This window comes from Pseudoalteromonas rubra (assembly GCF_000967655.1).
Taxonomy (GTDB): Bacteria; Pseudomonadota; Gammaproteobacteria; order Enterobacterales; family Alteromonadaceae; genus Pseudoalteromonas; species Pseudoalteromonas rubra_A.
On sequence record NZ_JXYA01000002.1, the window covers coordinates 130,601 to 157,336 of the forward strand.

Below are 26,736 nucleotides of genomic sequence, written 5' to 3' on the forward strand. Positions count from 1 at the left end.
GCCCTGCATTATGCAGGGCTGATATGGCGCAAGAAACACTTACTTACGAGCTTAGCTTATAAAAAGCCACCCAGTACTTTTACCTGATCAAGCATACGATTTGAGAAACCCCATTCGTTGTCGTACCAGGCCATTACTTTAACTAGTTTGCCATCCACTTTAGTCTGAGTCGCATCAAAGATTGACGATGCCGGATGATGATTGAAATCGACAGAAACCAGCGGCAAGGTGTTATATTCAAGAATGCCCGCCATTGCGCCTTCAGCTGCGCCTTTTAGGATCTCGTTGACTTCCTCAGCAGAAGTTTCACGCTTGGCAATAAAGGTCAGGTCAACCAAAGATACATTCACGGTTGGTACACGTACAGCCATACCATCCAGTTTACCCGCAAGTTCAGGCAACACCAGGCCTACCGCTTTAGCAGCACCGGTTTTGGTCGGGATCATCGACTGTGTTGCACTGCGCGCACGGTACAGGTCTTTGTGGTACACGTCACACAGGTTTTGGTCATTGGTGTAGGCATGAATGGTGGTCATACTACCCTGTTCAATGCCGATAGTATCGTTAAGCGCTTTGGCCACTGGTGCCAAACAGTTGGTTGTACAAGACGCGTTTGAAATGATATTGCAATCCGCATTGAGCACTTCACTGTTTACGCCATGCACAACAGTGGCATCCATATCTGTGCCAGGGGCAGATACGATGACTTTTTTCGCACCCGCAGCGATGTGCTTGCCCGCCGTTTCGCGTGAAGTAAACAGGCCAGTACATTCAAGTACGATGTCTACGTTCAGGTCACGCCAGGGTAATTGGGCAGGGTCGCGCTCCTGAGTCAGTGTGATTTCGTCTTCACCGATGACGAGCGTATTGTCTTTTAGTTCAACCGGGAAGTTAAAACGCCCATGTACAGAGTCAAACTGCGTCAGGTGTGCGTTGGTTTGCGCTGGTGCCAAGTCGTTAATGGCAACAATCTTTACCTGATCATTCTGACCTGATTCATACAGTGCTCTGAGTACATTTCGACCGATACGGCCATAGCCATTAATTGCAATATTAATCATAACCCTATTCCCCTAAATTAGTTTACTTCACTTGCTTGTCGAGCAAGCGCTTCAATGGCTTGCCAGTCTTTGTTTGCGATCAGTGTTTTATCCAGCATCCAGGTTCCGCCAACACAGATCACATTTTTAAGTGCCAGATAATTAGGCGCTGTCTCGAGGCTTATTCCACCGGTTGGACAAAATGTCACCTGAGGTAGCGGACCGCCGATTGATTTGAGCATGGCAGTACCACCGGCAGCCTCTGCTGGGAAAAACTTAAGAAATTTAAAGCCCTGTGCAGCCAGTTCCATCGCTTCGCTTGGCGTTGCGGCGCCCGGCAGAAACGGAATGTCCGAGTCTTTTGCCAGCGCCAGTAGCTCAGAGCTGACGCCCGGGCTCACCATAAAATCAGCACCGGCCTCGACGGAAGCATCGAACGAGGCTTTGTCGACAACCGTTCCAGTACCCACATAGGCTTCAGGTACGGCTTCTTTCATGGCTTTAACCGCTTGTGCAGCAACCGGTGTGCGCAACGTCACTTCCAGTGCACGCAGGCCACCACGATATAGCGCCTGTGCCAGTGGCACGGCATCTTCCAGGTCATCAATGACGATAACGGGCACGACCGGCGCCGCTGATAAAATCTCTTTAATGCTCATAATGTCCTCATTCCCAGTTGCTGTTATTCTTCTATGCCGAATGCACTTGCACCTAAATCGGCGCTGCTGACAATATTTCTGAAGCCGCTAAATAGTTCACGACCCGTACCAAAAGTTGGCCCTACTTCCGTTAGTTCAATTTCGCGCTGTGCCAGCTCTTCATCGCTTACATGCAGAACTAGTTCACCTTTAGGTGCATCCAGCGTGATCAAATCGCCCTCACGCACTTTTGCAATCGGCCCGCCTTCAACGGCTTCTGGTGCCAGGTGAATCGCCGCAGGCACTTTACCCGATGCACCTGACATCCGGCCGTCGGTAACGATGGCGACTTTGAAGCCTTCGTCCTGCAAGCTTGCCATCACTGGCGTTAACTTATGTAGCTCAGGCATCCCTTTTGCCTTCGGACCTTGCTCTTTCAGTACGGCAATGAAGTCCTGATTTAGCTCGCCACGGGTATACGCTTCTTGCAGTGCAGCTTGTGAACTGAACACTTTAGCAGGCGCCGAGACCACCTGATGTTGCTCTGCAACCGCCGACACCTTGATCACTGACTTGCCTAAGTTACCGCTTAGCAGCTGCAAACCGCCCTGTTTGTTAAATGGATTCGATACTGGTCTGAGTACCTCGTCATCCAAAGAGTCTGCCGGGCAATCTACCCACTTCACTTTCGCAGGACCCGTGCTGTCAGTCATGATGAGCGTCGGGTCAACATCCAGTACTGGCTCCTGGGTGTAGGCATCTAAACCTTCACCGACGATGGTTTTAACATCATTGTGCAGGTAACCGGCATCACGCAATTCGCGCATCAAGAAGCCCATACCACCGGCAGCCTGGAAGTGATTCACATCCGCTGAACCATTGGGATAAATACGTGTCAGTAATGGCACCACTTCAGACAAGTCGGCCATGTCTTTCCAGGTGATTTGAACACCTGCAGCCTTGGCCATCGCCACCAGGTGGATAGCATGGTTAGTAGAGCCACCCGTTGCCAGCAAACCAACCAGGCCGTTAATGACGGTTTTTTCACTGACGACATCCGCCAGACTGTTAACCGGACCATCGCCTAACAGTTGCTTCAACATGGTCTCAACCGCACTGGCTGTAAGGCCTTCACGCAATTCAGTGTACGGGTTGATAAATGAACTGCCCGGTAAATGCAGACCCATGATTTCCATCAGCATCTGGTTTGAGTTGGCGGTGCCATAGAAAGTACAAGTCCCCGCACTGTGGTAAGACGCACTTTCTGCTTCCAGTAACTCTTCACGGCTGACCAACCCTTGGGCAAACTTCTGTCTGACACGTGCCTTTTCTTTGTTTGGAATACCCGACTGCATTGGACCGGCAGGCAGGAAGTAAATAGGAAGATGACCAAATGACAGCGCGCCAATCAGTAACCCCGGAACGATTTTGTCGCATACGCCCAGACAAAATACGCCGTCAAACACATCATGTGACAGGGCAACCGCCGTCGACATTGCGATGACGTCACGAGAGAACAGCGACAACTCCATGCCATCACGGCCTTGTGTTACACCGTCACACATCGCGGGGACACCACCGGCAACCTGCGCTGTGGCATCAAACTTTTCAGCAATGGCTTTGATTTGATCTGGGTATTCTTTATAAGGCACATGGGCAGACAACATGTCGTTGTAGGCATTGATGATCGCCAGGTTTGGCTGCTCATCGGCTTTTAATCTGGCTTTGTCACTGCTCGAACAGGCCGCCATCACGTGTGCCAGGTTACCACAGCCTAGTCCGGCTCTGACGCGAGTTTGTTTTTTTGCTTGTTCTATGCGCTCAAGATAGGCCTGACGAGATTGCTGACTGCGGGTGATAACGCGTTGAGTGACTTCATGAATTCGAGGATGCAACATAATTCAACTCTCTATTGTTAGAGGAAAAGGCTCAGTACAGCTCTCCCTGTACTGAGCAGCTTTGATTTACCCGTTCAAAGGTACGCTGTCAGGTTGTCTCTCACCCCAACCTGACACCGGTGTCACTATATTTACTCATGTTTCTGACACCGGTGTCAACCCTTACATTAAATTTAGTCTAAATTTCATCAATGACCAAATAATGAACAAAAAAAGCCCGACCAATGATGGCCGGGCTTTGGGCAAGTATAAAAATGGGATTTAGTGGTTTGCGGCCGTTGATTCACGGGTGATCAGGCGCGCCTCCAGGACACACTGATAAACCGTGTCCTGCGGCTCTGAGATCTGCAATATCAGTTGCTCTACCGCCTGACGAGTCATCTCTTCCACTGGTTGTGCAATAGTCGTCAGACCCGGCCAGATATGTCTGGCGATCGGCGCGTTATCGAACCCTGCAATGGACAAATCTTCCGGTACCCGTAACTGGCGTTGTGTCGCCAGCTTCAGTACCGCTGCCGCCATATAGTCGTTTGATGCGAATACCGCAGAGGGCCTGGGGGTCAAATCTAATATCGCTTTGGCGCTGTCAGCCCCGGAGTGATAACTGAAGTTACCCTCGGCGACAAGTCGCTCTTGCAATGGAATTTGGTGCTGTTCAAGCGCCCGTTTATATCCGTTAAAACGGTTTTCTGTGGCGCTGTGATCCGGATGGCCTTTAATAAACGCAATGTCGGTGTGTCCAAGCGTTATCAGGTGCTCGGTTAGCTCGAAGGCGCCCTGCTCGTCATTACTACAAACAGAAATCGATTCATCGTCCTGGATAGCGGATGCCACCAGTGCGTAATTGATGTTCTTTTGTTTTAGAAACTCGATTAATTCCCGAGAGTCCGAAAACGGCGGCGTCAACACCAGTCCATCGAGACGAGACGTAGTCAGCAATTGATCGATATTATCAATCAATGCTTCGCCTCTGAGTTCGCACGGATGAATAAGCAAGTTGTAATTGTGCTTATGACACGCCTCCAGAGCACCACTTTGCACCCGGGTGATATAACTTTTACTCGGGTTGTCGTACAAACAGCCAATTATAAAGCTCTTATTACGCGCCAGTCCCCGGGCGATGGGGTTGGGTCGGTAGTCGAGCTCTTTAAACACCTTGAGCACCTTCTCTCGAGTTGCCGGGCTGACATTGGGCTCATTGTTCAGTACGCGGGATACGGTCTTTTTCGACACCCCCGCATACTGTGCGACACTGTTAATGGTCACTTTCTTCATTACACTTGTCCTGACTATCTGGTACTCGCGCGCTCATGTAAACACGCCGCAGCACCAATCAAAGGAATATTTTCCTGCACCACTAAGGTAACGGGGATCTGGCCTGCATACTGGCTCATCGGTCCTTTGGTAACAAAGCGCTCTGTAAACTGACTTGATTTTAGTCGCTCGGCCATGCGCGGTAAAATACCACCGCCAATAAACACCCCACCCAGCGCACCGAAGGTTAAAGACAGATCGCCCGCCACACTGCCAATCCAGTCGCAGAAATGATTTAAGGTAGCATCGCAAATATCGCACTCAGCGGCACGTTCACTGATCTGCGCTGCACTTAATCGCTCAGCAGGCACACCTTTTACTTTTGCCATTGCCTGATATAAATGCGCCAGACCACGACCTGAAAACACTTCTTCAACAGAGACATGGGCAATCTCCTGCTTGAGCGCGGCCAGCAGCTGCTGATCCAACTCAGTGACAGCGGCCAGACTGATATGGCCAGCTTCACAGCTCATCACCGCGCTGCCGTTAATGTCGCGGGCCAGACACGCTGCGCCAAACCCGGTCCCCGGCCCCATTACCGCAATATTGGCTCCCGCCTGGGCCTGACCTGATTTTATTTCTATGTTTTGTTTTGGATCCAGGTAAGGTGCGGCGTAGGCAAAGGCAGCAAAATCATTGATGACGGCCAATTCATTGAAACCAAATTGCTGTTTAATATCCTGACTATTGAACTGCCAACCCAGATTGGTCAGATAAACCTGCTGTGCTTTTACAGGACCCGCAACAGCCAAACACGCGCGTGTTGGTTTGGCGATTGGCAGTTCATTAAGGTAGCGACTGATGGCAGTTTCAAAAGAAGGGAATTCGGCGCTGGGATACGTAGACTGATGACTAATAATAAACTGATTGGTGCTCGAATCGTAATGGGTTACGACAGCAAAGCGGGCGTTGGTGCCGCCAATATCGGCAACGACAATGGGCTCAAAAGCCTGGTCTTTGTCATTCGAGCTATGAGGTGTTGTCTGGCTCATGTTGTTTTTCTCTTTTATCCGGGTGCACTGAGTGCACAACTTCCAAGGTAACTGGCTTGGGTGATGATGCCAAGATTCAGCAAGATAACTTTGCACGTTCAGCTGAAAAAATGCTGCCCCCGGAGGGACAGCCAATACGTTTTGACAACAAAATGATAAAACAGTGACATTATGACACCGGTGTCAGATGGAGGCAATAAAAATTTTTGCCCAATCGGTGCGTCATTCACTAACTGAGCATTTTCACAGCAATTATTTTGCAGCGCGGTACTATTTTTAATGATCAGGTCGGTCAATTAGGCTCGCTGGGCAGCAAGATGGAGATTGCGCTTGCAAATTTTATTCATTCGCTGACAATAATCAGGTTATCACTCAGAACAAATACACTATGAAACCAAAAGGCAAAGCCACTTCTTTTGATATCGCCCACTTTGCGGGTGTCTCTCAGTCTACCGTGTCGCGCGCGTTGCGAAACAGCCCGCTGGTAAATGAAGAGACCCGGCGCCGCGTCTGGGAAGTCGCAAAGCAGCTCAATTATAAGGTCGACAAAAATGCCAGTAACCTGCGGACTCAGCAAAGCAGCACGCTGGCGCTGTTATTGTTTGAAGATCCGACCGGGGACGAATCGCAGATCAACCCTTTCTTTCTTAACATGCTGGGGAGCATCACCCGTGCCTGTGCAAAACAGGGCTACGACCTGCTGGTTTCCTTTCAATCCTCCAGTCAGGACTGGCGAGCAGATTATGAAGACAGTCACCGTGCCGATGGCATTATTTTACTGGGTTATGGTGATTATATGGACTATCAGTCCCGGCTTCAGCAACTGCTTGCTCAGGACACCAAGTTTGTTTGCTGGGGTGCAACGGTCGACGGCCGTGAAGATTTAACTGTAAGCTGTGATAATTATGGCGGCGGCAAACTGGCAGCCGAACACCTGTTACAGCAAAACCGCTCACAATATGTATTTATCGGTGATGCATCTGACCACAGTCCGGAGTTTTTTGCTCGCTTCAAAGGCTTTCGGGATACCCTGACAGCCCAGGGCCATAGCTTATCCGAGCGTCAAATCGCCAACGCTATCTCAACCGAAGAGTCTGGTTATCATGCTACCCGCTCCTTGCTGGCAAACAATATTCAGTTTGATGCCCTGTTCGCAGCCAGCGATCTGATAGCCATAGGTGCCCTGAAAGCACTGAAAGAGGCCGGTAAGGATGTGCCTGGCGATGTCGCCGTTGTCGGCTTTGACAATATCGCCGCAGCCAGCTTTATTTCACCAGCACTGACTACAGTGCAGCAAAATACCACTCTGGCAGGACAAATGCTGGTTAACAACCTGCTTAATTTAATCAAAGGGGAAGCGGTAACAGATACTCTGCTACCACCCAAACTGATTGTGCGTAGATCCGCGTGAGCGCCTGCGCTATAAATGAAATTTACTGATCTGCTGCTTGAGCAATCGCGCATCCTCATCCGCAGCAGAGGCCATTTCGTTGACCTGTGTGATAATCGCGCAGTTAGCCTGCGCCAGGCTTGTAATGTCTGATATTTGTTGGGTAACGTCTTTGGCCACCGCACTTTGCTCTGTCGCCGCTGTTGCCATTTGTTCATTAAAGGCTTCAATTTTGCAAATTTGGTCGTTAATGTGCTGCAAAGAGTCCCGTGTGGAATCCGTTGAGGATAAGTTGTTTTCTGTTAGTGCATGCGCTTCCTGAATCGCCGACATCGCACTTGCCGAGCCACTTTGCAGACCCTGGATCATGCGGTTGATTTCTTCTGTCGACTGCTGTGTTCTTTGCGCCAAAGACCTGACCTCATCAGCCACCACAGAGAACCCTCTACCCTGCTCTCCCGCTCGCGCGGCTTCTATCGCGGCATTCAATGCCAGTAAATTGGTTTGTTCGGCGATGGTCTGGATCACCTCCAGCACCTGGCTGATGTTATTGGATTGTTCCTGTAACGCCGTCATTTGTTGCATGGTCAGGTCCATCGCCTGCTCCAGGCTGCGGGATGACTGCATATTCTTGGCCACGTTACTCTTCCCCTGCTCAGACGCACTCACTGCATCGTGACTGGCTTCGCTGGTGAACTGCGCATTTTTTGCCACATCTTCTGAGGTCGCGGCCATTTGCTCCATTGCCGCAGCAATGTGCACCGTTAAATCCGTTTGCGTGTCGCTCTTGTTCGTCAGCTGTGCAAAATTGGCTTGTAGCTGGCCCATCTGGCTGGACAGCGTTTCGGCGCTACTATTCACCTGGTTCAAGGTATCGGCAAAGGTTTCAAACATAGAGTTTAACGCGCGCTCTACCTGCCCCATTTCATCCTGGCTATTTGACTCATCAAACCGCTGAGTTAAATCCAGAGACGTCGCAACCCGATTGATGAACCGGCTCATCTTTTGAATGGGCGTCGCTATAATGTTACCTAGCAGCCAGGCGCAGAATAACGCAATGACTATCAGAATGGCTGTAATAATGGTCGCCATGGTGGTGATCTGGTATGTTATTTCCTCCACATCCGCAAAGGCTTCTGACTGATCCAGCTCACTCAACAGCGCCCAGGTTTTACCGTTAATTTCGACATAGGTATAAGCAGATGCCACCGCAACATTGCGATAATCTTTAATGATGGCAAAGCCAGAGCGACCCGACAGTGCCGCTTCTACTGCCTGGGTGTGAACGCTTTGCAAACCAACCGAGGTGTCGAACCTGTCTATTGCGGCAATCGTTTGTGGATCCACATTCGCGTTTTTGAGTACCTGCAAATAACCGGCTTTATCTTCCAGTAAAAAGCGACTCATGCTGCGCATTTTAAAGTCACTGCCCACCAGGTAGGTCTCGCCGGACTCTCCAAGCCCCCGTGCTTGCCAGTTCTGTTTATAAGTCAGAATATCATTGAGTCTGTCAATCGGCATTTGAAAAACCAGCACAGCCAGGGTGTCGCCGTCTTTAACTATTGGCGTCGCGACAAAGGACGCAGCCGCATTATAAGAAGGCAAATAAGGAGCAAAATCGACAAAAGCCACCTCACCCGAAGGGAGTGCTCTGGCGGCCCTGAACACCTCCCCAAGCCCACTTTGCGCATAAGGCCCGCGCAACAGAGAAGTCGCATAGTCCAGCTCTTTAAATACGGAATACACCACATGACCGCTCTGTGCGTCGACAATAAAGATATCGTAATAGCCAAAGCGCTCTAAAAAGGCATTAAAAAAGGGATGGTGTAGCCGGTGAGCCGTGTCATAGCTGCTGCCATCTTGCAAACCGCTCAGGGCGTTTTTGCTGCCCAGTGGATGGGTATTTTGCGCAATGTACTTGTCCTGCCAGTATCTGGCAGGTTTATCCAATGCCCCCAACAGACGTCGCGTATCCGTGGATGTACCGTTTCTTTGTGCAAATACCTGCCCAAACTCGTCACGATAATAACGACTCAGAGCCCCTTCATCGGGCTGTGGACCCACTTGCTTAAAGGTGTTGGTAAATTGAATTGCCGCATCACGAGTGGCTTCACTTTTGGCCAAAGTGAGCAACTGGCCATTGATGAAGTCAAAGTACGCCGTTAACTGCTCTTTCTTTGCATCTCTGAGGCCCACCAGACGATGTTGGATCTGGCTGGTCAGCGTGTTGACCACATCTTTTTGGGTCACAATACCAACACTCACGGATAGAACAACAAGCGCAATAGTTATCAGAGTTGAGACGCTTACAATAAGCTTTAATTTGATGCTCACAGCACCTCCAGCGTCATCCTGACTTGTAAAATCGACAGGTACTAAAAGCTTAGATCAAGATCTGCAATCATGTTGTTTTATTTAACTATGTCGGGCTAATTAATACACGCAACAAACCACTTACGCCATTTGGCCTGATTGTTTTCAAGCCAGTGTTTTGCAACCAGTGCTGGCGTAAAGTTTTCCAGGTTAACCATGGCAGCCAGCTGCTCAAGCGTGGTGCTGTTCATGTCAAACTGGCGTAGGCCCTTTGCCAGGCAAGGGTGCTGGTCAAAAAAGTCTGTACTGACAATTTTTTTTAACCAGCCAGATTTGGGATTACCGCAGTCAAACAAAAATTTGGGATTAACGCCCCAGCCAGGCTCTGTTTCGCAGCGTATGTCAAAGTCAGGGAATTCAACAAATTCGCCCGGATAGACCGCGCCCACCCAGTTTGGCGTCCAGTTAAACATTAATATGGGTTGCTTGATTTTGTGCGCAATGGCGAGCTTTTTCCACAAAGCCTCACCACTTTCGACCTGTTCAACCACAAACGGCAACTGCAATGCCCGGATCCTGGCCCTGTCTGGCTTTTCCCAGGGACCCGCAATGTACACGCCCTTCCCCTGAGAGCCAGGCCTGGCAAACACCTCAGCACACTGAAGCAATGCCTGCCAATGCGGCAACCCGGGACAATGCTGCTTTACATACAAGGGATACCACCAGTCCTCGCGGGTTTTTAAACTATAGTCACCCAGATCAACAATCACCTGGCTTTGCATCAGCTGCGCGTATTTGTCTGCCATCGTGCCTTCCCAGACTTCAACCTGCACATCTGCCATCCCGGCTTTAAGCAAAAACCACTGGCCGTCTGTTTTTGCCTCAATAAACTCGGTCTGGTAACCCAACTCAGTAAAGATATTTGCAACAATGTGGGAAAGCACTTGCTGACTGGTCCAGTCGTTATAAAGGAGCTGTACTGGTTGCGTGGTGCTGATATTCAGCTGTAGTGACAACACCCAAAGGCCTATGGAAGTAACCATGTGTATGTTTATTTCACAACGAACTATTGCAACCAGTATAGGCCAAATATATGAGTTAGCCTCCTATTTAAAGAAGCCTATACAGTTTCGTTCACACATCAGAATCCTGCATTACTCATGAAACCAATAACTACCACCCGTCAATAGCGCCTCAATATTGCCTTGTCCTTGACTTGCAATGCTGCTTTGCTGCTGTTCAATCATCCCCTGCTCGTAGGTCGGCTTTCTCAACTGTCTGAAAACCCCTACCGGCAAAGGTAATCCCTTATGCTGGAAACTACTAAGCAAGGCATCATATGCTTCATTATCACTGCCGGTCGTATGAACCAGTGCGTTGTCAGGTAAAGACTCAGTGTTGACAGATACAACCTTTGCTTCCAGCCCGTCCAAAACAATGGCTTTTTTATCCTTACTCCCAAACACTAAGGGCTCACCGTCCACAAGCTGAACCGTTGCATCGTCCTTTGTATCCCGGGCTGTTGCGGCTTCAAAAGCGCCATCATTGAAGACATGGCAATTTTGATAAATTTCAACAAACGAAGCACCTTGGTGTTCTGCAGCCTGTTTTAAGATCTTCTGCAACCCTTTCGCATCTTTATCAATTGCTCTTGCCACAAAGGTTGCACCCGCATTTAACGCAAACGACACTGGGTCAACCGGCCCGGAAATACTGCCCAAAGGGCTGCTCTTTGTGACCTTGCCTTGCTCTGAAGTCGGTGAGTATTGACCTTTGGTTAGTCCATAAATTCGGTTGTTTATCAGCAGAATATTCACATTTATATTGCGTCTTAATAAATGCAATAAATGATTTGCGCCGATACTAAGTGCATCTCCATCCCCGGTGATAACCCAGACTGACAGTTCCGGGTTTGCCAGCTTGATACCAGTTGCAACAGTGGGCGCTCGGCCATGCAATGTATGAAAGCCATAGGTGCTCAGGTAATAAGGCAGCCGGCTTGAGCAGCCGATACCCGATACAAAAACAAAATTCTCCTTCGGCGTATTTAACTCTGGCAGTACTTTTTGTATTCCAGCCAAAATGGCGTAATCGCCACACCCCGGACACCATCTCACTTCCTGATCAGATGCGAAGTCTGCTTTACTCAACTTAGTTACGACGTCTATTTTCTCTACAATACTCATGGTTATTCCTTTACTGGCTATTGTCTGTCAGAAGTTGTTTGCAGTGCTGGTAAACTTCATCAATTTTGAATGGCATACCACTTACTTTTTGTAAGACTTCAGTTTCAATTGACCAGTGATTTTTTAAAACACTATTGAGCTGCCCCAAATTGAGCTCTGCGACTAACACTTTGCGATAACGGCGCAAACAATCACCCAACCCTTCCGGCAATGGATTTAAATTACGCAAATGCAGATGGTCTATCGCATATCCTTCACTTTTAAGTTGTTGTACGGCCGTGTGTAATGCGCCATGAGTCGACCCCCACGCCACAACCAACACATCTGCACCACTGTACTCATCTGCACTGATTGGCGAAATGTCTTGACTGATGCGCTTTATTTTTTCTTTGCGCGTCAAAACCATTTTAAAGTGGTTATCAGGATCATAACTGATGGCGCCTTTGTCGTAGTCTCGCTCCAGTCCACCTAAACGGTGCTCAAGCCCTTTTTGACCTGGTAACACCCAAGATCGAGCCAGCGTGTTGGGGCATCTCTGAAATAAAGCACCGTCACTCTGTGCAGGTAAATTGGCAACAGAAAAACCATCAATGTCTTCGTCTGTGGGGATCTGCCAAGGCTCGGCACTGTTGGCCAGGTAACCATCGCTTAGCACAATGACAGGTGTCATATAGGTGACTGCAATCCGAAATGCTTCAATCGCCATAGTAAAGCAGTCTGCCGGTGTAGAAGGCGCTAAAACAGGCACTTCACACTCGCCATGACGACCATATAAGGCAGCGAGCAGATCGGTTTGTTCCGTCTTTGTAGGCATACCCGTAGAAGGCCCTGCACGTTGAATATTAAATACAACGGCAGGAAGCTCCGCCATAACCGCCAAACCGAGCATTTCTTGCTTGAGATCTAACCCCGGCCCACTGGTACTCGTTAATGCCAAATTACCGGCAAATGAGGCGCCAACTACGGCGCCCATCGCCGAGATTTCATCCTCTGACTGAAAGGTCTTAACGCCGAAGTTTTTGTATCGCGCCAGGCTGTGCAGTACATCTGACGACGGTGTGATTGGGTAACTGGCAAAAAAGAGTTCTCTTTTGCATTTTATAGAAGCCACCACGGCGCCAAGCGCTAAGGCCTCATTACCCGTAATATGGCGATATCTCCCCTTCGGCAAGTTTGCTTTTGGTACACGAAACCCGGCATCAAACAGCTCAATCGTATCGGCATAATTGTAACCGCTGTGCAGCGCCTTTTTATTGGCTTCGCTCAACAAGTGCTGCTTGCCAAATTTAGCGTCAAGCCAGTTCTCAAGCTCTTCGATTGGACGTTCATAGAGCCAACAAACGACCCCCAATGACAACATGTTTTTACACAGCAACGCTTTTTTTCTTGGTAAATTCAAGGAGCTTAGTGCGTCAAGCGTCAATTGTGTCAACGGTATCTCTACCAATCGAAAACGGTCTAACTCCCCCGTCTTTAACGGGTTTTCCTGATAACCGGCTTTAACACAGTCTTTCTCTTTAAAGCTGTCACTATTTATAATCAAGATGCCATTGTCGCTTAGCTCACTGATATTCTGTTTCAATGCCGCCGGATTCATTGCCACCATTGCATCGAGATGATCTCCCGGAGTTAAAATAGGCTCAGAGGAGAAACACAGTTTAAACCCTGATACGCCAGCTGTTGTGCCGGCCGGTGCGCGGATCTCTGCGGGGAAATCCGGAAAGCAACTAATGTCGTTGCCTTTAACAGAAGACGAATAGGCAAATCTGTCGCCAATGAGCTGAATGCCATCCCCAGAATCTCCGGAAAACAGTATTGTTACTTCCTCCAATACCTCACGGTTTGTAGCTTCTGCCTTGCTTACTTCTATCATTATGCGTCCTTAAGTGAATGGGAAATTGGCACCGATTTATCGGCAAAAAATGAATACAATACAGGTACTAATAACAAACTGATCAAAGTCGATACTGCCAGCCCGCCAATGGTTACCCATGCAAGTGGAGACCAGGTCAGACTCCCTTGCATCGCCACGGGAAACAAACTTACAATCGTTGTCATAGTCGTCAGAATGACGGGCGGTAAACGCCCAATACTCGCCTGCAGGCAAGCCTGGTATTTACTGTGTCCCCCGCCGTGATAACCGTTTGCAGAATCAATCAAGATAATCGCGTTGTTCACAACAATACCTATCAACCCTGCTACTCCCAGAAATGCCATAAAGGAAAACTCGTAGCCCGTGACATACAAGGCCAATACCGCACCACTAATTGCAAAAGGGATTGAAATAAAGACAATCACTGGCTGGCTGAATGAACGGAACTGAAACACCAGGACGGTAAAAATACCAAAGAGCGCGATAATGATTGACTTGATAAAGCCTCTGAATGCCTCTCCTTGTGACTTTTGTTCACCCCCAATTTCGTAGTGCACACCATCAGGTAGCGTCAGGAGTTTTAACTGCTCATGCACCTGCTGAGTAACCGCTTGTACATTGTGCCCTTTCTCTACATCCGCGGTAATTTTCGATGATCGCTGAGTGTTGTAGTGCTGAATATGCGCCGCAACCGTCACAAGCTCCAGTTTCGCCACCTGCATAAGAGGCACCAATTGCCCGTATACATTCTCAACTTTGATTTTGCTGATGTCGGGAATGGTCGCGCCAGAGGGTTTGGATAATTTAATAACGATAGGGAAATCATCGCCATACTTATCCCGGTATTGGCCGATGTAGTTGCCAACCAGGCTCATCCTTACAGCCGCATCTATATTGGCAACCGGCAGGTTCAATTGCGCTGCACGCTCGTAATCAATACTGACTTTTAAATCGAGCTTTCGATCGCCAAGCGGGTTTTGCACATTGGTGGTGTGTGGTGTGCGCTCAACCAGACGTTCGATCGTTTGCGATACCTCATTTAACACTTCGAAGTCATCACCAAACAGGCGCACGACAATAGGGGCTTCTATCGGTGTACCTTGCTGAAATTCCTTTATTGTTACTTCTGCCAGAGGGAAGTTTCTAAAGCGCTCAGTTAATACTTGCGTTGCATCCCAAAATTCATGACTATTTGCCGCTTCAATCTGAACAAAAATTTGCGCCCGGTTCGGCATTTCTGCTGTTGGCGTCTCTGAGTAATATATCCTGGGGTTACCATGTCCAATATTGCTGGCATAGTGCTCAATAAAGTCGATGTCCTTCAGTTCATTCTCCACCCTGTCCAGTACCTGCTCGGTTTGTCGCAAAGACGCATTTTCTGGCAATTTAATATTCACCAGTAAACGGTTATTTTCTGCTTTGGGCATAAAGCTAAAGCCGATGCTACTGAACAGCGAAAGGCTGGCAAAAAAGCCCAGCAAACTAACAAAAATAAAGCTCTTCGAATATTTCATGCAGCACTTGAGCACCAACTGATAAGGTCCCTGTGCAAAACGACGCAACAGTACGCTTCCCAAAACGGGTTTGCTGATCCGCTTTTTGCTTTCAAATTTGTAGATCAACGATGCAAACAAGGGCGTGAATAGCAATGCAATGAATAAAGACGCAACCAGAGTAAACACAACGGTAACGGGCAAAGAGCGGATAAAGTCTCCGGCATTGGTTTGCATCCACAAAATAGGCAAAAAAGCCAGCACAGTGGTGATAGTGCCACTGGTTACCGCCCAGCTGACTTCCATCACCCCTGTTTTTGCGGCTTCCTGTCTCTTCATGCCTTTGTCTTTCTTGCTGGTGATGTTTTCTGTCACCACAATGGCGTTGTCGACCAGTAAGCCCAGCGCAACGATCAAGCCTACGATCGACATTTGCTCTATTCCAAAGCCAGACTGATCTAATAATCCAAAGCCGATAAATACTGAAATAGGTATGGTAATGACAATAATGAACATGTTCTTGAGGCCCATGAACAGCAGTACAATGAGTCCTACCATTGATAAACCCCATATCAGGTTATCAAAAAAGCCACCCAGCCGAGTGGCCACGCTGTTAGACTGGTCAAGCGCTATTTCAGCAACGACATCATCAGGTAAAGTTTGCTTAAGACGCTCTAACGACTTCTTTATTCTGGGCATAACAGTGAACACACTGATCCCTTCATTTTGCATTGCGGTCACAAAAACCGCTCGCTTGCCATTAAAACGCGCGATATACCTGGGCTCTGCATCGACAAACTCTATCGTTGCCACATCCTTCAAATAAATGGGTTGACCATCTTTAGAACGGATAAGTGTGTTGCGAATGGCTTGTAAATCTTCATATCGCCCGCTGGTGCGTACCGTCAGTCTTCGGGCCCCTGTATTCACATGACCGCCTGAAAGATTCCTGGCCTCCCCAACCAATACCTGATAGCTATCAGTTAGCGAAATGCCGTAATGCTGGATTTTGTCAAAGTCCAGTGTGATCTGTACCTGCTGATCGGGCAGGCCCCAGACGTCAGCTCGACGGATCCCACTAATACGTTCCAATCGTTTTTCAAACCGTTCGGCATAGAGTCTCAGTTGCCGGTAGCTCGCTGTTTCTGATACCAAGGCAATTTGCACAATATTGACATCTGTGGGCGAGAGCTTCTTAACATCAAGCTTAGCAATATCACTGGGTAACCTGCTTTTTGCGGCATTGACGGCAGCCAGTAACTCATTGTACTTTTCGTTCGGGTCGGTGCCGTAATCGAACTCAACACGAAACGTTGCCAACCCGTCCTTAATATCGGTTCTGATTTCCTTCAAAGCATCAATTTCATTGATAGCCTCTTCCAGCGGGTCCACAACCATTTGCTCCATATCCAGAGGCGCAGTACCAGGATGTAACGCCACTATGTAATTAATAGGAAATGACAACTGTGGATCTTCGGTACGAGGCATCGTGAAAAAAGAGACTACGCCCAAAATGATGACTGTGGTGATAACGACCAAAGTAAAGCGATAGTTATCGAGTGCACTACTGACAAATTTCATCCGAGCATTCCTTACAAGCCTTCCAATACAACGACTTCTTCACCATCTTCCAGCATTTCAGCGCCTTGTGTGACCACTTCTTCATGCTCGCCCATGGCTGCTTTTACAGCAATCGCGTCGTCTGTTAAAAAAGCGACCTCTAATACTCTTTTCGTGACCTTGCTGGAATGTCTGTCAATCGTGAAGAATTTTGCTTTGCGCTGGTTCACCTCAACAACTGAATCAAGACTGATATAGCTATACAACTGTTGGTCCTGAGGTAAAATCTCCACGCTGGCCAAATAACCAACCCGGAAAGTCTCTTGATGCTGGTTTAATTTAACATCAACAGAGAACAAACCCTGCGCGTTTGCCTGGCCCGCAATTTCGCTTATATGACCGTCAAAGGTCTGGCTATTGTAGGCACTGAGTGTCACGGTTGCGGGATCGCCGATTTTCATGCGCACAACATCATGATCCGGAACCTCGACGGTTACGATCCAGCCGTTTTCATCAACCGCTATCATGAATGCTGTTTGCTGCGCCTTAATCAGTTCGTTTTCTTCCACGAGCTTCTCTACCACCACGCCCCCCATCGGGGCGCGGATAGTAGATAGGCTTTCGTTGAAGGCCGCTATTTCCAGAGCTGAAGACGCAGCTTCAAGGCGATTTTGGCTCTGCTGAACTTCAGACAGAGGCAACAAGTTTTTGTTGTATAAGTCAGAGATGCGCTGATGATCCTCTAACGCCGTTTTATGTGCCGAAGTCGCAGACTGTACCTTCGCGCGTATTTCTCTGCTGTCCAATGTGGCCAGCAGTTGCCCTTGCGCCAGTACATCCCCTTTTTGCACATTCACTTTGTCAACCAGACCATCAATATTGAACGCAAGTCTGACAATAGTCTTGCGTGCAAGTTTGCCACTGACATTTACAGGCTGGCTACGGTGGCTACGTTTAATCTCTGTGGTGGTGACCGATTTGAGTGTGGCGCATTGGAGCTCAAAACAACCAATGAACAGTACTAAACACATAATCCACTTAGTCAGCATATTTAGGCCTCCGCAGACGCTACCGCGCGTTTACCCAAGTCTAAAACGTCATAACGAACATTCCGTCCAGCGACCGCTGCGGCCGCTTCCACTCCACCTGTCATGGCACCAAAAATACCGTGACCGGTACGTGTCGACGCACCACATAAATACAGTCCTTTTACTTCCGTTTTTTCGCTTGGTCTGCGATGCAAAAACTGCTCCGGTGTAAATGCAATCCCATAGGACGTACCGCCGGATGAACCGATAAACCGGGTGACTGAAAAAGGAGTCGAAACATCTTGATATACGATATGTTTGGACAAACCCGGGATCACGGATTCTGCCGTTTTTATCAATTGTTCTGCGTACCACTGCTTCTTCTTTAAGTACTCTGGGTTTTTCCTGTATGAACCGTCTTTGACCTCTTCTTCTGTCAATCCCCATGCTTCTGGAGAAGCCGGCGTAACGGACATCAGCTGCAAATTATAAATACCTTCCGGCGCCAGGTTTTTGTTTTGAGGATCCTTTAAGGTTGCATTACCAATGAAGACGTGTGGATTTTCCGGGAACTTTTCTTTGAAAATGGCTGAATAAGCAATTTCGTAATCATAATCAGGGTAAATGCGGTAGTTGGTATTCTTATGACCTTCCTTGATCATGTCTAGATCAATACCCAAATACACTATGCCCATTGCAGGGGACATTTCATAATCCCGGGTCTTTTTCAGTGTTTTTGGCTTCAACCATTTGCTATCTACCAGTTCAAGCAAAGTGTGCTTAATATCTGCATTTGCGATGACATTGTCGGCATAGACCGTTTTCGTTCCCAGCTTTTTGTTCTCGAACTCGACTCCTTTAACAGCACCATTCTCAACCAAAATTTTGGTTACTTTTGAACGTAAAAGAATCTTTCCGCCATTGCGCTCTACCGCTTCACCCAGCTTGTCAGAGAACACCTGCCCCCCTCCGGATGGGTAAAAAGAACCCTGCAAGAAATGGTTGGTAACACCGGCATGGCCAGCCATTGATGCACGACTCGGTGGCTGATGATAAACACCCAGCTGACCGGTCAAAATGGCACGTAACTTTTTGTCTTGCGTACAGGTATCAAGAAACTCTTTTACCGTGGCGTTGGCATATCGGGCCAGCAATAAACACTGCGGCAGGATCCATAACGCAGACTTAGGGTTAGAGTGGATCCCCATGAATTTCCATACCTGATCCAGATATTTGAAATAGCGAATAATACCTTTTCGCTCTTGTGGAAACTCAGCCAGTAACTTTTCTTTAAAGCGCTCAAACCCTCTTGGAATACCGAACCGATAGCCCGGAAAACATAAGGTATCAAACGCTTCAGGATCTTGCTCTAAGAACTCAATTTCATTGTAATCAATGCCCGCGCCTCGCAGGATCCGAGGGATAAGCCCCTCCGGCCCGCAGTCGCCGATATAGTGAAGCCCAACATCAAATTCATACGCTTTACCTTTACGATGGAAGACAGTCGCACATCCTCCCATTTCATAGTGCATATCCAGCACCAGTACTTTTTTACCTCTGTGGGCAAGCGTCGCTGCGGCAGTCAGACCGCCAATTCCCGCACCAACAACAATCACGTCAAACCGATCATCATCGAGCGTCTTGATTCTATCTGGAGTTTTTAAATTGCTCATTTTATTCTCGTTCGTATCTTTTTAGATGATTAATTTTATTAGCTAACCAAAAATTCTATTTTTTCTGGTTGTCCGCTCCATTTCTGGTGATCAGAAAGTGGCTCTTTTGACTCTAAGATTTCAGGCCATTTCACGGCCAGGTCGGCATTGAGTTCAACGAAATGAATATCACTGTCATCCAATTCGCTTTCCGCAAAAATTGCTTCTTCAGGACACTCAGGAACACACAAGCCACAATCAACACATTCATTCGGATCAATCACCAGGAAGTTGGACCCCTCACGAAATGCATCTGCTGGGCATATATCAACGCACTCTGTGTGTTTACAGTTAATGCAGTTGTCAGTAACAACGTAAGCCATAGCTTTACTCTCTCCTTAAAAGATAAACTTATAATTTCCTAAAATTTATGAAGTTATTTTATGAGTGACGTTTGTCGGGTAACATCAGTGGTAGGCCTAAGCTGCTGTTAGAAGTACCTATCAACCAAAGTCTTTCCTGACAACATAGTGCCGATGAACCCCGCTCCCGGGAATGTATACGCCCCCACTTGGTACAACCCTTTGATTGGATACTTCTGCGGAAAACGTCTAAATAAGCCAGACTGTTTCAGATTCTGCTCAAAACCATAAATCGACCCACCAGGGTTGTTGGTAAACTTGGTCATTGTTCTGGGTGAGCCTGCTTCACACACAACAATGTGATCTTTCAGATTCGGAATTTGTTCAGCTGCTTTATCAATTAACATCTGTGTTAATTGTTGCTTTTTCTCTCTGTATTCCATTTTGCTGAGACTGTGCCAATCAATAGAGCCAATTAACGTAAATAGCCCAAGACTTGATTTGCCAGGTGCACACAAAGTGTCATCAACATTAGAGAAATAGTTAATAGACCAGCCTGTTTTGCCATCGAACACTTCCCCTTTTTGGAGACATTCGAACTGCTCTCTTTGACTCAACATGGGTGCAAAAAAGCGAATATACTCATCTTCTTTTACCCCTAAATCAGCCAGGTTGCAGTCTAGTCCCAGATATACCTGAAACCCCGAAATAGACATTTTTTGTGCTTCAAGCTTGGTGTGGAAACGCGGTTTAAACTTGTCTTTGCCGACCAGTGAAACGACTGCGTGTGGGCTGATATTACAAACGACCTTGTCGGCGCTAACCACGCCACTGCGTTTAGACTCAATGCCTTCGACACGTCCTTTCTCATTGACAATAATATCCGTCACTGGAGATGAAAGAAGCACAGTTCCCCCATTGCTTTCAATCACTTCAACTAGCGCGTCAGACAGTTTTTGTGAGCCCCCCTTAATCGAATAACCACCATTACGCAGATAATCTATAAAAGGATAAGAGAAATAACCAAATGCCAAGTCTTTGGCAGGCAAACCGTAGTAGCTCCACTGCGCTGACAAGACGGCTTTTAAGCGCTCGTTTTGTGTGAAACGGGAGAAAAACGAATCCACAGTATCATTTTCATACTTAAGTATTCGCTTGAAGAAAAACGGCGTCGCTAAAAACCTTAACCAGAAAGGCAATTTAGCAAACAGAAAACCACACATGTCCTTGTAGTTTTTGTCAGCTTCTTTAAATAAGCGGATAATGTTGTCTTTTTCTTCAGGAAAATAGTGAAACAACTGGTTTTTGTAATCTTCGATGTCACGGTGCTTCGCTTTAATATCTATATCACCCTGTTGAAAGTGATAAAGCGTCTTGTGACTCAAAAATTCAACCTTATCTGCTACCCCGGTCAGTTCAATTACTTTGTATGAATCACCGCCTTTGACCACACCATCAAAGGAGTGTAATGAAACATCAAAGTCAAAATCTTTTCGTGAGAAGTTTGTCGCATAGCCACCTGGAATATTGTGCTTATCAACAACCAGGACCTTTTTTCCCTTTTGAGCAATCATCGAAGCGGCTGATAAACTCCCAAGCCCAGCGCCGACAAAAATAACATCGTATTGGCTATCTACTTTTTTTGTTTGTTTTATATTGGAAACCATAGCTTAAACCGTCAAACCACCATCAATGACAAAGGTCTGCCCGGTAATATACCCAGCAGTTTCACCCAGTAAGAAATCCACCATGGCCGCAACTTCCTCCACTGTACCTAGCCGTTTAAGCGGTACCTGTTTGGTAATTTGCTTTTTAGCTTTTTCATCAATGTTGTCGACCATTTCTGTTGCAATAAAACCAGGCGCGACGGCATTGACTGTCATATTGAAACGAGCCACTTCAAGCGCCAGCGTTTTAGTCAACCCCAACATGCCCGCTTTAGTAGCAGCATAGGCAAGTTGCCCCTTATTCCCCTTCAAACCGGTCACCGAAGACATGTTAATGATCCTGCCGCAACCCTCTTCTGCCATCGCTGGCACCAGACACTTGCTGAAATAAACCGCAGAGTTTAAGTTGGTATTGATTACTTTGTGATAAAGGTCCATATCCATGGAGAAAATGAGTTGATCTCCCGTGATCCCCATATTGTTGATCAGACCAAACGGGTTACCGTATTCTTCGACAAGTTTTGAACATAACTGCTCAACCTGCTCATACTGACTACCGTCACACTGATAACCAAACGCCTCACCACCGAATTCCGCTATATCAGCAGACAGTACGTCCGCCTGTGCTGAAGATGATTGATAAGTAAATACCACGCGATAACCTGCCTTTGCCAAAGCCAGTACCAGTGCTTTACCAATCCCCCTAGTACCACCAGTAACCAGCACCCAGTCCTTTTTCTTGTGATCTAAATTAGCCATAATCTGTCTTACCTTTTTCCTTCATCTGAAAGCTTGCCATGACAAAAAAATGAGGTCACAGCATCGACATATTCTTGTTTGTTCAGCTTGTAAATTTCTAAGTGCCCACAGTTAGCAAATTTCACAAAGGAAACTTCGGGACATTGCACCTTCAGCTCACGAACATCCTCGTGAGGCATGTACTCATCTGCATCGCCATAAAAAAAGACAATGGGTAATCCTTTGACTTGCTTTAAAGAATGCACAATCGGCCGGGTTCCGGTCGCAGTAGATAATCGGCTGTTACTGATCCACCGCATCGCTTTGGCTATCAAGCCGCCTTTGAAAAACACAGTGACCGAGGGAGGGACTGAATCCAGTACCACCGAGCTGAAAGGCGATTTATCCTCCGCCAGGGCGTGCGTTAAATGAAAACCACCAAATGAACAGCCCAGTAAATGAATGGGCAAGCCGCCAAAGCGCTGCTGCGCCATATTTGCCACAGACAGAACATCTTGCCAAAATGCATGCCCTTTAATATTTGAGCGGCCAAAGCCTTTAAAGTTAAAGCACAGGACGTGATAACCGGCGTCGCAAAACGCCTGACTCATTTCATTTTTGTGAAAGTAGTGCAATCCATACTTTAAAAACGGATGACACAGTAACAGGACCCCTTTCACTTCACTGCTTGTGCTGTGTTGCAGTGATACTTCCAAATTACTGCCATCGAGGCCTACCATTTGAAACTGCTCTACATCGCCACTGACATTGTTCTTCCAACCCTGAACCGATGCGAACATCACGCGCATAAACGCTCGTGAAAATAAGATACCTGCTTTGCCTAACTGCTCTGTATTACTAGACATACTGCCCCCACTTTTTGGCTTTTACTTGTGCATAACCAAACGCAGCTTCATAGCTAGGCCCAGCCACCCAGGCACTAACAAACTCAATACCCTTAATTGGAAACTTGTGGTGAAAAACATGGCCGCTGATGTCCGTGCCGACCATCGCACCGTATCCAGAACCATCAGTATTATTGGTAAAGCGCACATAGGTTCTGGGCGATGCCACTTCTTGATACTCAATATGCCCACGCAGTGATGGTATTTGTTGTAACAAACGCTCTACTAGCACTTCCCCGGCCCGCGCTTTTTTCTCTCGGTACTCTGGCGTGCGTCGTTGCGGCCAGTGATCAATAGAATCCAGCACGTTCAGGCAAATGACCTTTCCGCCATCGCTATCTAATAAATGATAATTGGTCACTTCCATCGGCGAGTTTTGCCAAAACGCTTGCTCACACAATGCTTCGTCAAATCCAGACTGTTCAGCGGCCTTTCGCAACTTTCCAGCTTCACCTGGCGCCTCTGAAAACATCATTGATTCAGTATGGTTTAAACCCAACTGCTCAGGGGGTAAGTCCGTGACCAAATAAACCGTGGTGGTTGCTCGTGCGGGTTTCAACGCCTCGAGCTTTTTTAGTACGGTTGAAAAATCGACATTCGTGTTGAATAGGTTTTCAAGTGCATAATGCGGTGACGTATTAATAAAAATGCTATTGGAATAAAATTCCCCTTTTTTACAACGTACGCCATACGCCTGATTGTGCTCATCCGTCAAAATTTCGGTCACAGGATTTGATAAAACAACTTTGCCGCCTGAGTCCGTAATTCTCTTTGCTAATACATCGGATAACTTCTGTGAGGCACCCACTACATAGGCATTGCCTTTATTCAATGTTGCATACACAACATGCAAGTAATACAAATACCCCAGGTCTTCAGGGTAACCGCCAACATAGATGCCTGGCGCTGCCAATATTTCGATCAAATAAGGATCATCAAACAGGGCGTTCAATCCTTCCTCAACCGTAATATTTTTTAGATGCTTGTGCGCATAACGCAGCTGCTCAATATCAGGCTCAATCGTGCCATCGAGCATCTGGAACTGGTAATAGCCATTTCGACCATAGATAGCGACTTGTTCAAAATACGTATCGATGGCATCAGCCTGTGCTGGAAAAGCTTGCTTCAGCACTTCCTGCGTCTGTGTCGCATCATTCGGTAAGGGGCACCCCGATTTATCCTTGAAACAACAGAAATAATCACTGGGGTATTTCATTTCTAGCTCTTCATAAAGACCTAGCTTTTCAAAAATATTGTTGAGATTCCCCCCCTCACCCATACCGCTGAGTTTGTGTAAGCTGCAATCAAAAGTGGCACCTGCCTTTGGACGACGAAACACCGTTGAATAGCCACCCGGAACAATATGCTTGTCAATGACTAATAAACGCAGTGCGGGGTTTTCTTTAAGTAACAAAGCACTACATGCCAGCGTAGTAATCCCTGCCCCAACAAAAATTGCATCCCATTGCACATCGCCTGCTTCACCCGACTGTTGTGCAGTTACTTTCAATTGAGTCTCTGACATTATCTCAGCCCTAACTTATCTAGCCAGGCGTAGAACTCTGCGAAGCGCTCGTTATTTATCCGGATATTATTTTCCGACGCCCAGATTTCATTAATTTTTTCCTGCTCATGGCTCTGAATTGGAAACTCAAAAGAAGTATGCTTACTAATCTCATTGTTATAAGTGAACATATTAATGAACTGAGGAACAACGCTTTTAGCCATTGCCCGAAGTTGTTCCTGCTCTTGTTTCGGCGCGGTTTCAAAGTAGTTTTCTGAGATCCAACGACCAAAAGCAATGTGGCGCGCTTCATCGAAGTGATGTGCTTTAAACAATTGACGTGTCATCGGCTCGATATCGCTTCCCTGAGAGGTATGCATCGCACCCAACTCAGCAACCCACTCAATCAGTAATGTAAACAATACCCCAGCAGCTGGCTGCATATTCGGTAAAGTTTCAATGAGTAATTCATGTAAGCCATCGGGTGGAGTCCATATTTTAAGGTCCGCAAGCTCCATAAAACGTTTGAACGTCATGGTGTGCACAATTTCTTCTTTCGAAAAAACCATTAAGTATTCAGTTGTGATTTCATCAAGACGGTCATAATACTTGTTGATATAACCCATATAGAGTGGTGGTAACGTCTGTTCCAGCCAAATAAACATAGATATATCACGCGCTGTTTCCAGCCAAGCGACTTCTAAACGCTGTTCTTCGGTGAGTTGATCATAATAAGGTGTGCCATATATCCACAGATGGTCTTTTTCCTTTGGCCACTGGCTTTTATCTATTCCTTTATCCCAAGGTAATACGGTTTCCAAATCCATTGCATGTGCATGGGAAGTCAAACAAAGCTTGGCTACTTTAGCTTTCCGTGCCTCTGTTAATGTTAATATTTCTTTTTCGGCAACAGTCATAAAATAGTTCCTTTAACTGATTATATTCGAGGCCAGCATAAAAATAACACCAGCCACCTGATTAGCATTAAAAGGCTAACCGCTACTACTTCACTCATACCTTAGTAGCAATTAAATACCTTTCGATATCACACGAATATGTATAAATTCATAAGGGAGTCAGAAAAAATTAAGCAACCGCTTCTTCTTGCAAACTCACCACATAATCACACATTTGGCTAAGTGTCGAAATTTCACCAGATTCAAACACTTCTGGCTTTATTACAACTTGGAACTTCTTTTTCATACTCACCTGCATCTCGATGAAATCCAGGCTGTCTAAACTTAGCTCTTCAAAAGACATTCCCGCAGAAATATCCTCTTCTTCAAAGTCTTTAAGCTCCAAAATAAGCTCTACAATTTCCTCATATACTTCTTTAAAATCCGCCATTTTAATCTCCTATCATTAACGGGTTAAACTTTTGCTTTATAATATTAGTTATTGAATTTAATCAGTAAACCTAACTCAATTGTCATTTCGTGTTGGCCATTGAGAAAAACAGCCAGTTCAAGCACACCAAATGCAGACTCTTCCTCTTCGGTAAGGCTCATATTGTCAATCTGATAAGCCACACTAGGCAGGGAATCAACTGTGTATTTACTGCTCTGAAGCGATGGACATATACGCGTTAGATGACTGATTTGTACGACCGTATGCTGCGCCAATTCAGTAAGACAATTTGCCTCATCAGGGCCTTCATTATGATTCAAGGAGGACATAATGAAGCTGATCTGATTAGAGATAAAATGTCCGAAAACCAAAGCATCGACCCAAACCCAGGCGTCAAAACCCGAATCAAATGACTGATAAAATGACCGGAATTTCTCTTCAACGTCAGACGCGTCCAGATGGTGTACTTTTTCTAGTGATTGCCACGGCGTTTGCTCAACACTGCTTACAGAACCAACCAAATGCAGGTTTGAACTAGCCACACTATTTACTTTAAAACACAGTTTGTTACGCCGCTCCGTCTCGCTCATCGTAACCTTGTCATCACACAAAATAGGCGCTTTGAGCGACGTCTTAAACTGGGTCCAACCGCCATTGTCGGCTACAAACTTACTGACCACCGTCTGCTTCACCTGCAACAGCGCAAGCATGCCGTGGGTTACCACTTTATCAACACCCAAACGTGCAGCAGCCTCAATATCAAAGTGGATCGGGTTACGATCTCCGGAGAAAACCGCCCACTTCTCAATGTCATCGGCGGTAAATGAAAGCTCCAT

21 protein-coding genes are annotated in these 26,736 nt (G+C 46.9%); 1 reads left to right on the forward strand and 20 read right to left on the reverse strand.

What is annotated here, in order from left to right; all coding sequences use genetic code 11:
- Nucleotides 1-56: 56 nt before the first annotated feature.
- From gap to glk, 5 genes are all read right to left on the reverse strand, one after another.
- Nucleotides 57-1,061 (reverse strand): type I glyceraldehyde-3-phosphate dehydrogenase, encoded by a 1,005-nt coding sequence (gene gap / locus TW77_RS01420; protein WP_046003174.1) that lies wholly within the window; start codon nucleotides 1,059-1,061, stop codon nucleotides 57-59.
- Between the two features lie 17 nt (nucleotides 1,062-1,078).
- Nucleotides 1,079-1,699, reverse strand: coding sequence for a bifunctional 4-hydroxy-2-oxoglutarate aldolase/2-dehydro-3-deoxy-phosphogluconate aldolase (locus tag TW77_RS01425; RefSeq protein ID WP_046003175.1), 621 nt, complete (start codon nucleotides 1,697-1,699; stop codon nucleotides 1,079-1,081).
- A gap of 23 nt (nucleotides 1,700-1,722) precedes the next feature.
- A complete protein-coding gene (edd, locus tag TW77_RS01430; RefSeq protein WP_046003176.1) occupies nucleotides 1,723-3,576 on the reverse strand; it encodes a phosphogluconate dehydratase in 1,854 nt (617 codons plus the stop codon).
- Between the two features lie 261 nt (nucleotides 3,577-3,837).
- Entirely contained in the window at nucleotides 3,838-4,851 is a 1,014-nt protein-coding gene (locus tag TW77_RS01435) for a LacI family DNA-binding transcriptional regulator (RefSeq protein ID WP_046003177.1), read from the reverse strand.
- Nucleotides 4,852-4,865: 14 nt separating this feature from the next.
- A complete protein-coding gene (glk, locus tag TW77_RS01440; protein WP_046003178.1) occupies nucleotides 4,866-5,882 on the reverse strand; it encodes a glucokinase in 1,017 nt (338 codons plus the stop codon).
- A gap of 388 nt (nucleotides 5,883-6,270) precedes the next feature.
- Between glk and TW77_RS01445 the strand changes: the two genes are divergently transcribed.
- The gene (locus tag TW77_RS01445; RefSeq protein WP_046003179.1) at nucleotides 6,271-7,293 is read left to right on the forward strand and encodes a LacI family DNA-binding transcriptional regulator; all 1,023 of its coding nucleotides are present in this window, start codon (nucleotides 6,271-6,273) and stop codon (nucleotides 7,291-7,293) included.
- Nucleotides 7,294-7,302: 9 nt separating this feature from the next.
- On the opposite strand, the gene TW77_RS01450 is transcribed toward TW77_RS01445, so the two are convergent.
- The 15 genes from TW77_RS01450 to TW77_RS01520 all read right to left on the reverse strand — a co-directional run bounded on the left by TW77_RS01450 (nucleotide 7,303) and on the right by TW77_RS01520 (nucleotide 26,736).
- Nucleotides 7,303-9,606, reverse strand: a complete 2,304-nt coding sequence (locus TW77_RS01450; RefSeq protein WP_046003180.1) for a methyl-accepting chemotaxis protein — start codon at nucleotides 9,604-9,606, stop codon at nucleotides 7,303-7,305.
- A gap of 95 nt (nucleotides 9,607-9,701) precedes the next feature.
- Nucleotides 9,702-10,628 carry an ABC transporter substrate-binding protein gene (locus tag TW77_RS01455; RefSeq protein WP_046003181.1) on the reverse strand — a complete coding sequence of 309 codons (927 nt, stop codon included), beginning with the start codon at nucleotides 10,626-10,628 and terminating at the stop codon, nucleotides 9,702-9,704.
- A gap of 111 nt (nucleotides 10,629-10,739) precedes the next feature.
- On the reverse strand, nucleotides 10,740-11,771 hold the full coding sequence (locus TW77_RS01460) for a 2-oxoacid:ferredoxin oxidoreductase subunit beta (RefSeq protein WP_046003182.1): 1,032 nt from the start codon (nucleotides 11,769-11,771) through the stop codon (nucleotides 10,740-10,742).
- A 10-nt stretch (nucleotides 11,772-11,781) separates the two neighbouring features.
- The gene (locus TW77_RS01465) at nucleotides 11,782-13,644 is read right to left on the reverse strand and encodes a 2-oxoacid:acceptor oxidoreductase subunit alpha (protein WP_046003183.1); all 1,863 of its coding nucleotides are present in this window, start codon (nucleotides 13,642-13,644) and stop codon (nucleotides 11,782-11,784) included.
- Complete coding sequence (locus tag TW77_RS01470) at nucleotides 13,644-16,718, reverse strand: efflux RND transporter permease subunit (protein ID WP_046003184.1); 3,075 nt, start codon at nucleotides 16,716-16,718, stop codon at nucleotides 13,644-13,646. Before TW77_RS01470 ends, TW77_RS01465 begins: the two co-directional genes overlap by 1 nt.
- Nucleotides 16,719-16,729: 11 nt before the next feature.
- Nucleotides 16,730-17,728 carry an efflux RND transporter periplasmic adaptor subunit gene (locus tag TW77_RS01475; protein WP_162197932.1) on the reverse strand — a complete coding sequence of 333 codons (999 nt, stop codon included), beginning with the start codon at nucleotides 17,726-17,728 and terminating at the stop codon, nucleotides 16,730-16,732.
- A gap of 20 nt (nucleotides 17,729-17,748) precedes the next feature.
- Nucleotides 17,749-19,398, reverse strand: coding sequence for a phytoene desaturase family protein (locus tag TW77_RS01480; protein ID WP_046003186.1), 1,650 nt, complete (start codon nucleotides 19,396-19,398; stop codon nucleotides 17,749-17,751).
- A gap of 38 nt (nucleotides 19,399-19,436) precedes the next feature.
- Nucleotides 19,437-19,760, reverse strand: coding sequence for a ferredoxin FdxA (gene fdxA, locus TW77_RS01485; RefSeq protein ID WP_046003187.1), 324 nt, complete (start codon nucleotides 19,758-19,760; stop codon nucleotides 19,437-19,439).
- 107 nt (nucleotides 19,761-19,867) lie between these two features.
- Nucleotides 19,868-21,406, reverse strand: a complete 1,539-nt coding sequence (locus tag TW77_RS01490) for a phytoene desaturase family protein (RefSeq protein ID WP_046003188.1) — start codon at nucleotides 21,404-21,406, stop codon at nucleotides 19,868-19,870.
- A gap of 3 nt (nucleotides 21,407-21,409) precedes the next feature.
- Entirely contained in the window at nucleotides 21,410-22,165 is a 756-nt protein-coding gene (gene fabG / locus TW77_RS01495; RefSeq protein WP_046003189.1) for a 3-oxoacyl-ACP reductase FabG, read from the reverse strand.
- Between the two features lie 8 nt (nucleotides 22,166-22,173).
- Nucleotides 22,174-23,010, reverse strand: a complete 837-nt coding sequence (locus TW77_RS01500; RefSeq protein WP_046003190.1) for an alpha/beta hydrolase — start codon at nucleotides 23,008-23,010, stop codon at nucleotides 22,174-22,176.
- Nucleotides 23,003-24,559, reverse strand: a complete 1,557-nt coding sequence (locus TW77_RS01505) for a phytoene desaturase family protein (protein WP_205623838.1) — start codon at nucleotides 24,557-24,559, stop codon at nucleotides 23,003-23,005. Before TW77_RS01505 ends, TW77_RS01500 begins: the two co-directional genes overlap by 8 nt.
- Nucleotides 24,560-24,573: 14 nt before the next feature.
- The gene (locus TW77_RS01510) at nucleotides 24,574-25,470 is read right to left on the reverse strand and encodes a diiron oxygenase (protein ID WP_046003192.1); all 897 of its coding nucleotides are present in this window, start codon (nucleotides 25,468-25,470) and stop codon (nucleotides 24,574-24,576) included.
- A gap of 169 nt (nucleotides 25,471-25,639) precedes the next feature.
- A complete protein-coding gene (locus TW77_RS01515; RefSeq protein ID WP_046003193.1) occupies nucleotides 25,640-25,900 on the reverse strand; it encodes an acyl carrier protein in 261 nt (86 codons plus the stop codon).
- A 44-nt stretch (nucleotides 25,901-25,944) separates the two neighbouring features.
- A complete protein-coding gene (locus TW77_RS01520; protein ID WP_046003194.1) occupies nucleotides 25,945-26,736 on the reverse strand; it encodes a MaoC/PaaZ C-terminal domain-containing protein in 792 nt (263 codons plus the stop codon).

Bases quoted from the DNA above. Each gene is read 5' to 3' on its own strand.
- TW77_RS01510 (WP_046003192.1), bottom strand. From the start codon at position 25,470: ATGACTGTTGCCGAAAAAGAAATATTAACATTAACAGAGGCACGGAAA.
- gap (WP_046003174.1), bottom strand. From the start codon at position 1,061: ATGATTAATATTGCAATTAATGGCTATGGCCGTATCGGTCGAAATGTA.
- TW77_RS01460 (WP_046003182.1), bottom strand. From the start codon at position 11,771: ATGAGTATTGTAGAGAAAATAGACGTCGTAACTAAGTTGAGTAAAGCA.
- TW77_RS01480 (WP_046003186.1), bottom strand. From the start codon at position 19,398: ATGAGCAATTTAAAAACTCCAGATAGAATCAAGACGCTCGATGATGAT.
- TW77_RS01475 (WP_162197932.1), bottom strand. From the start codon at position 17,728: ATGTGTTTAGTACTGTTCATTGGTTGTTTTGAGCTCCAATGCGCCACA.
- TW77_RS01435 (WP_046003177.1), bottom strand. From the start codon at position 4,851: ATGAAGAAAGTGACCATTAACAGTGTCGCACAGTATGCGGGGGTGTCG.
- TW77_RS01455 (WP_046003181.1), bottom strand. From the start codon at position 10,628: ATGGTTACTTCCATAGGCCTTTGGGTGTTGTCACTACAGCTGAATATC.
- fabG (WP_046003189.1), bottom strand. From the start codon at position 22,165: ATGGCTAATTTAGATCACAAGAAAAAGGACTGGGTGCTGGTTACTGGT.
- TW77_RS01500 (WP_046003190.1), bottom strand. From the start codon at position 23,010: ATGTCTAGTAATACAGAGCAGTTAGGCAAAGCAGGTATCTTATTTTCA.
- TW77_RS01445 (WP_046003179.1), top strand. From the start codon at position 6,271: ATGAAACCAAAAGGCAAAGCCACTTCTTTTGATATCGCCCACTTTGCG.
- TW77_RS01470 (WP_046003184.1), bottom strand. From the start codon at position 16,718: ATGAAATTTGTCAGTAGTGCACTCGATAACTATCGCTTTACTTTGGTC.
- fdxA (WP_046003187.1), bottom strand. From the start codon at position 19,760: ATGGCTTACGTTGTTACTGACAACTGCATTAACTGTAAACACACAGAG.
- TW77_RS01515 (WP_046003193.1), bottom strand. From the start codon at position 25,900: ATGGCGGATTTTAAAGAAGTATATGAGGAAATTGTAGAGCTTATTTTG.
- TW77_RS01520 (WP_046003194.1), bottom strand. From the start codon at position 26,736: ATGGAGCTTTCATTTACCGCCGATGACATTGAGAAGTGGGCGGTTTTC.
- glk (WP_046003178.1), bottom strand. From the start codon at position 5,882: ATGAGCCAGACAACACCTCATAGCTCGAATGACAAAGACCAGGCTTTT.
- edd (WP_046003176.1), bottom strand. From the start codon at position 3,576: ATGTTGCATCCTCGAATTCATGAAGTCACTCAACGCGTTATCACCCGC.
- TW77_RS01465 (WP_046003183.1), bottom strand. From the start codon at position 13,644: ATGATAGAAGTAAGCAAGGCAGAAGCTACAAACCGTGAGGTATTGGAG.
- TW77_RS01425 (WP_046003175.1), bottom strand. From the start codon at position 1,699: ATGAGCATTAAAGAGATTTTATCAGCGGCGCCGGTCGTGCCCGTTATC.
- TW77_RS01490 (WP_046003188.1), bottom strand. From the start codon at position 21,406: ATGGTTTCCAATATAAAACAAACAAAAAAAGTAGATAGCCAATACGAT.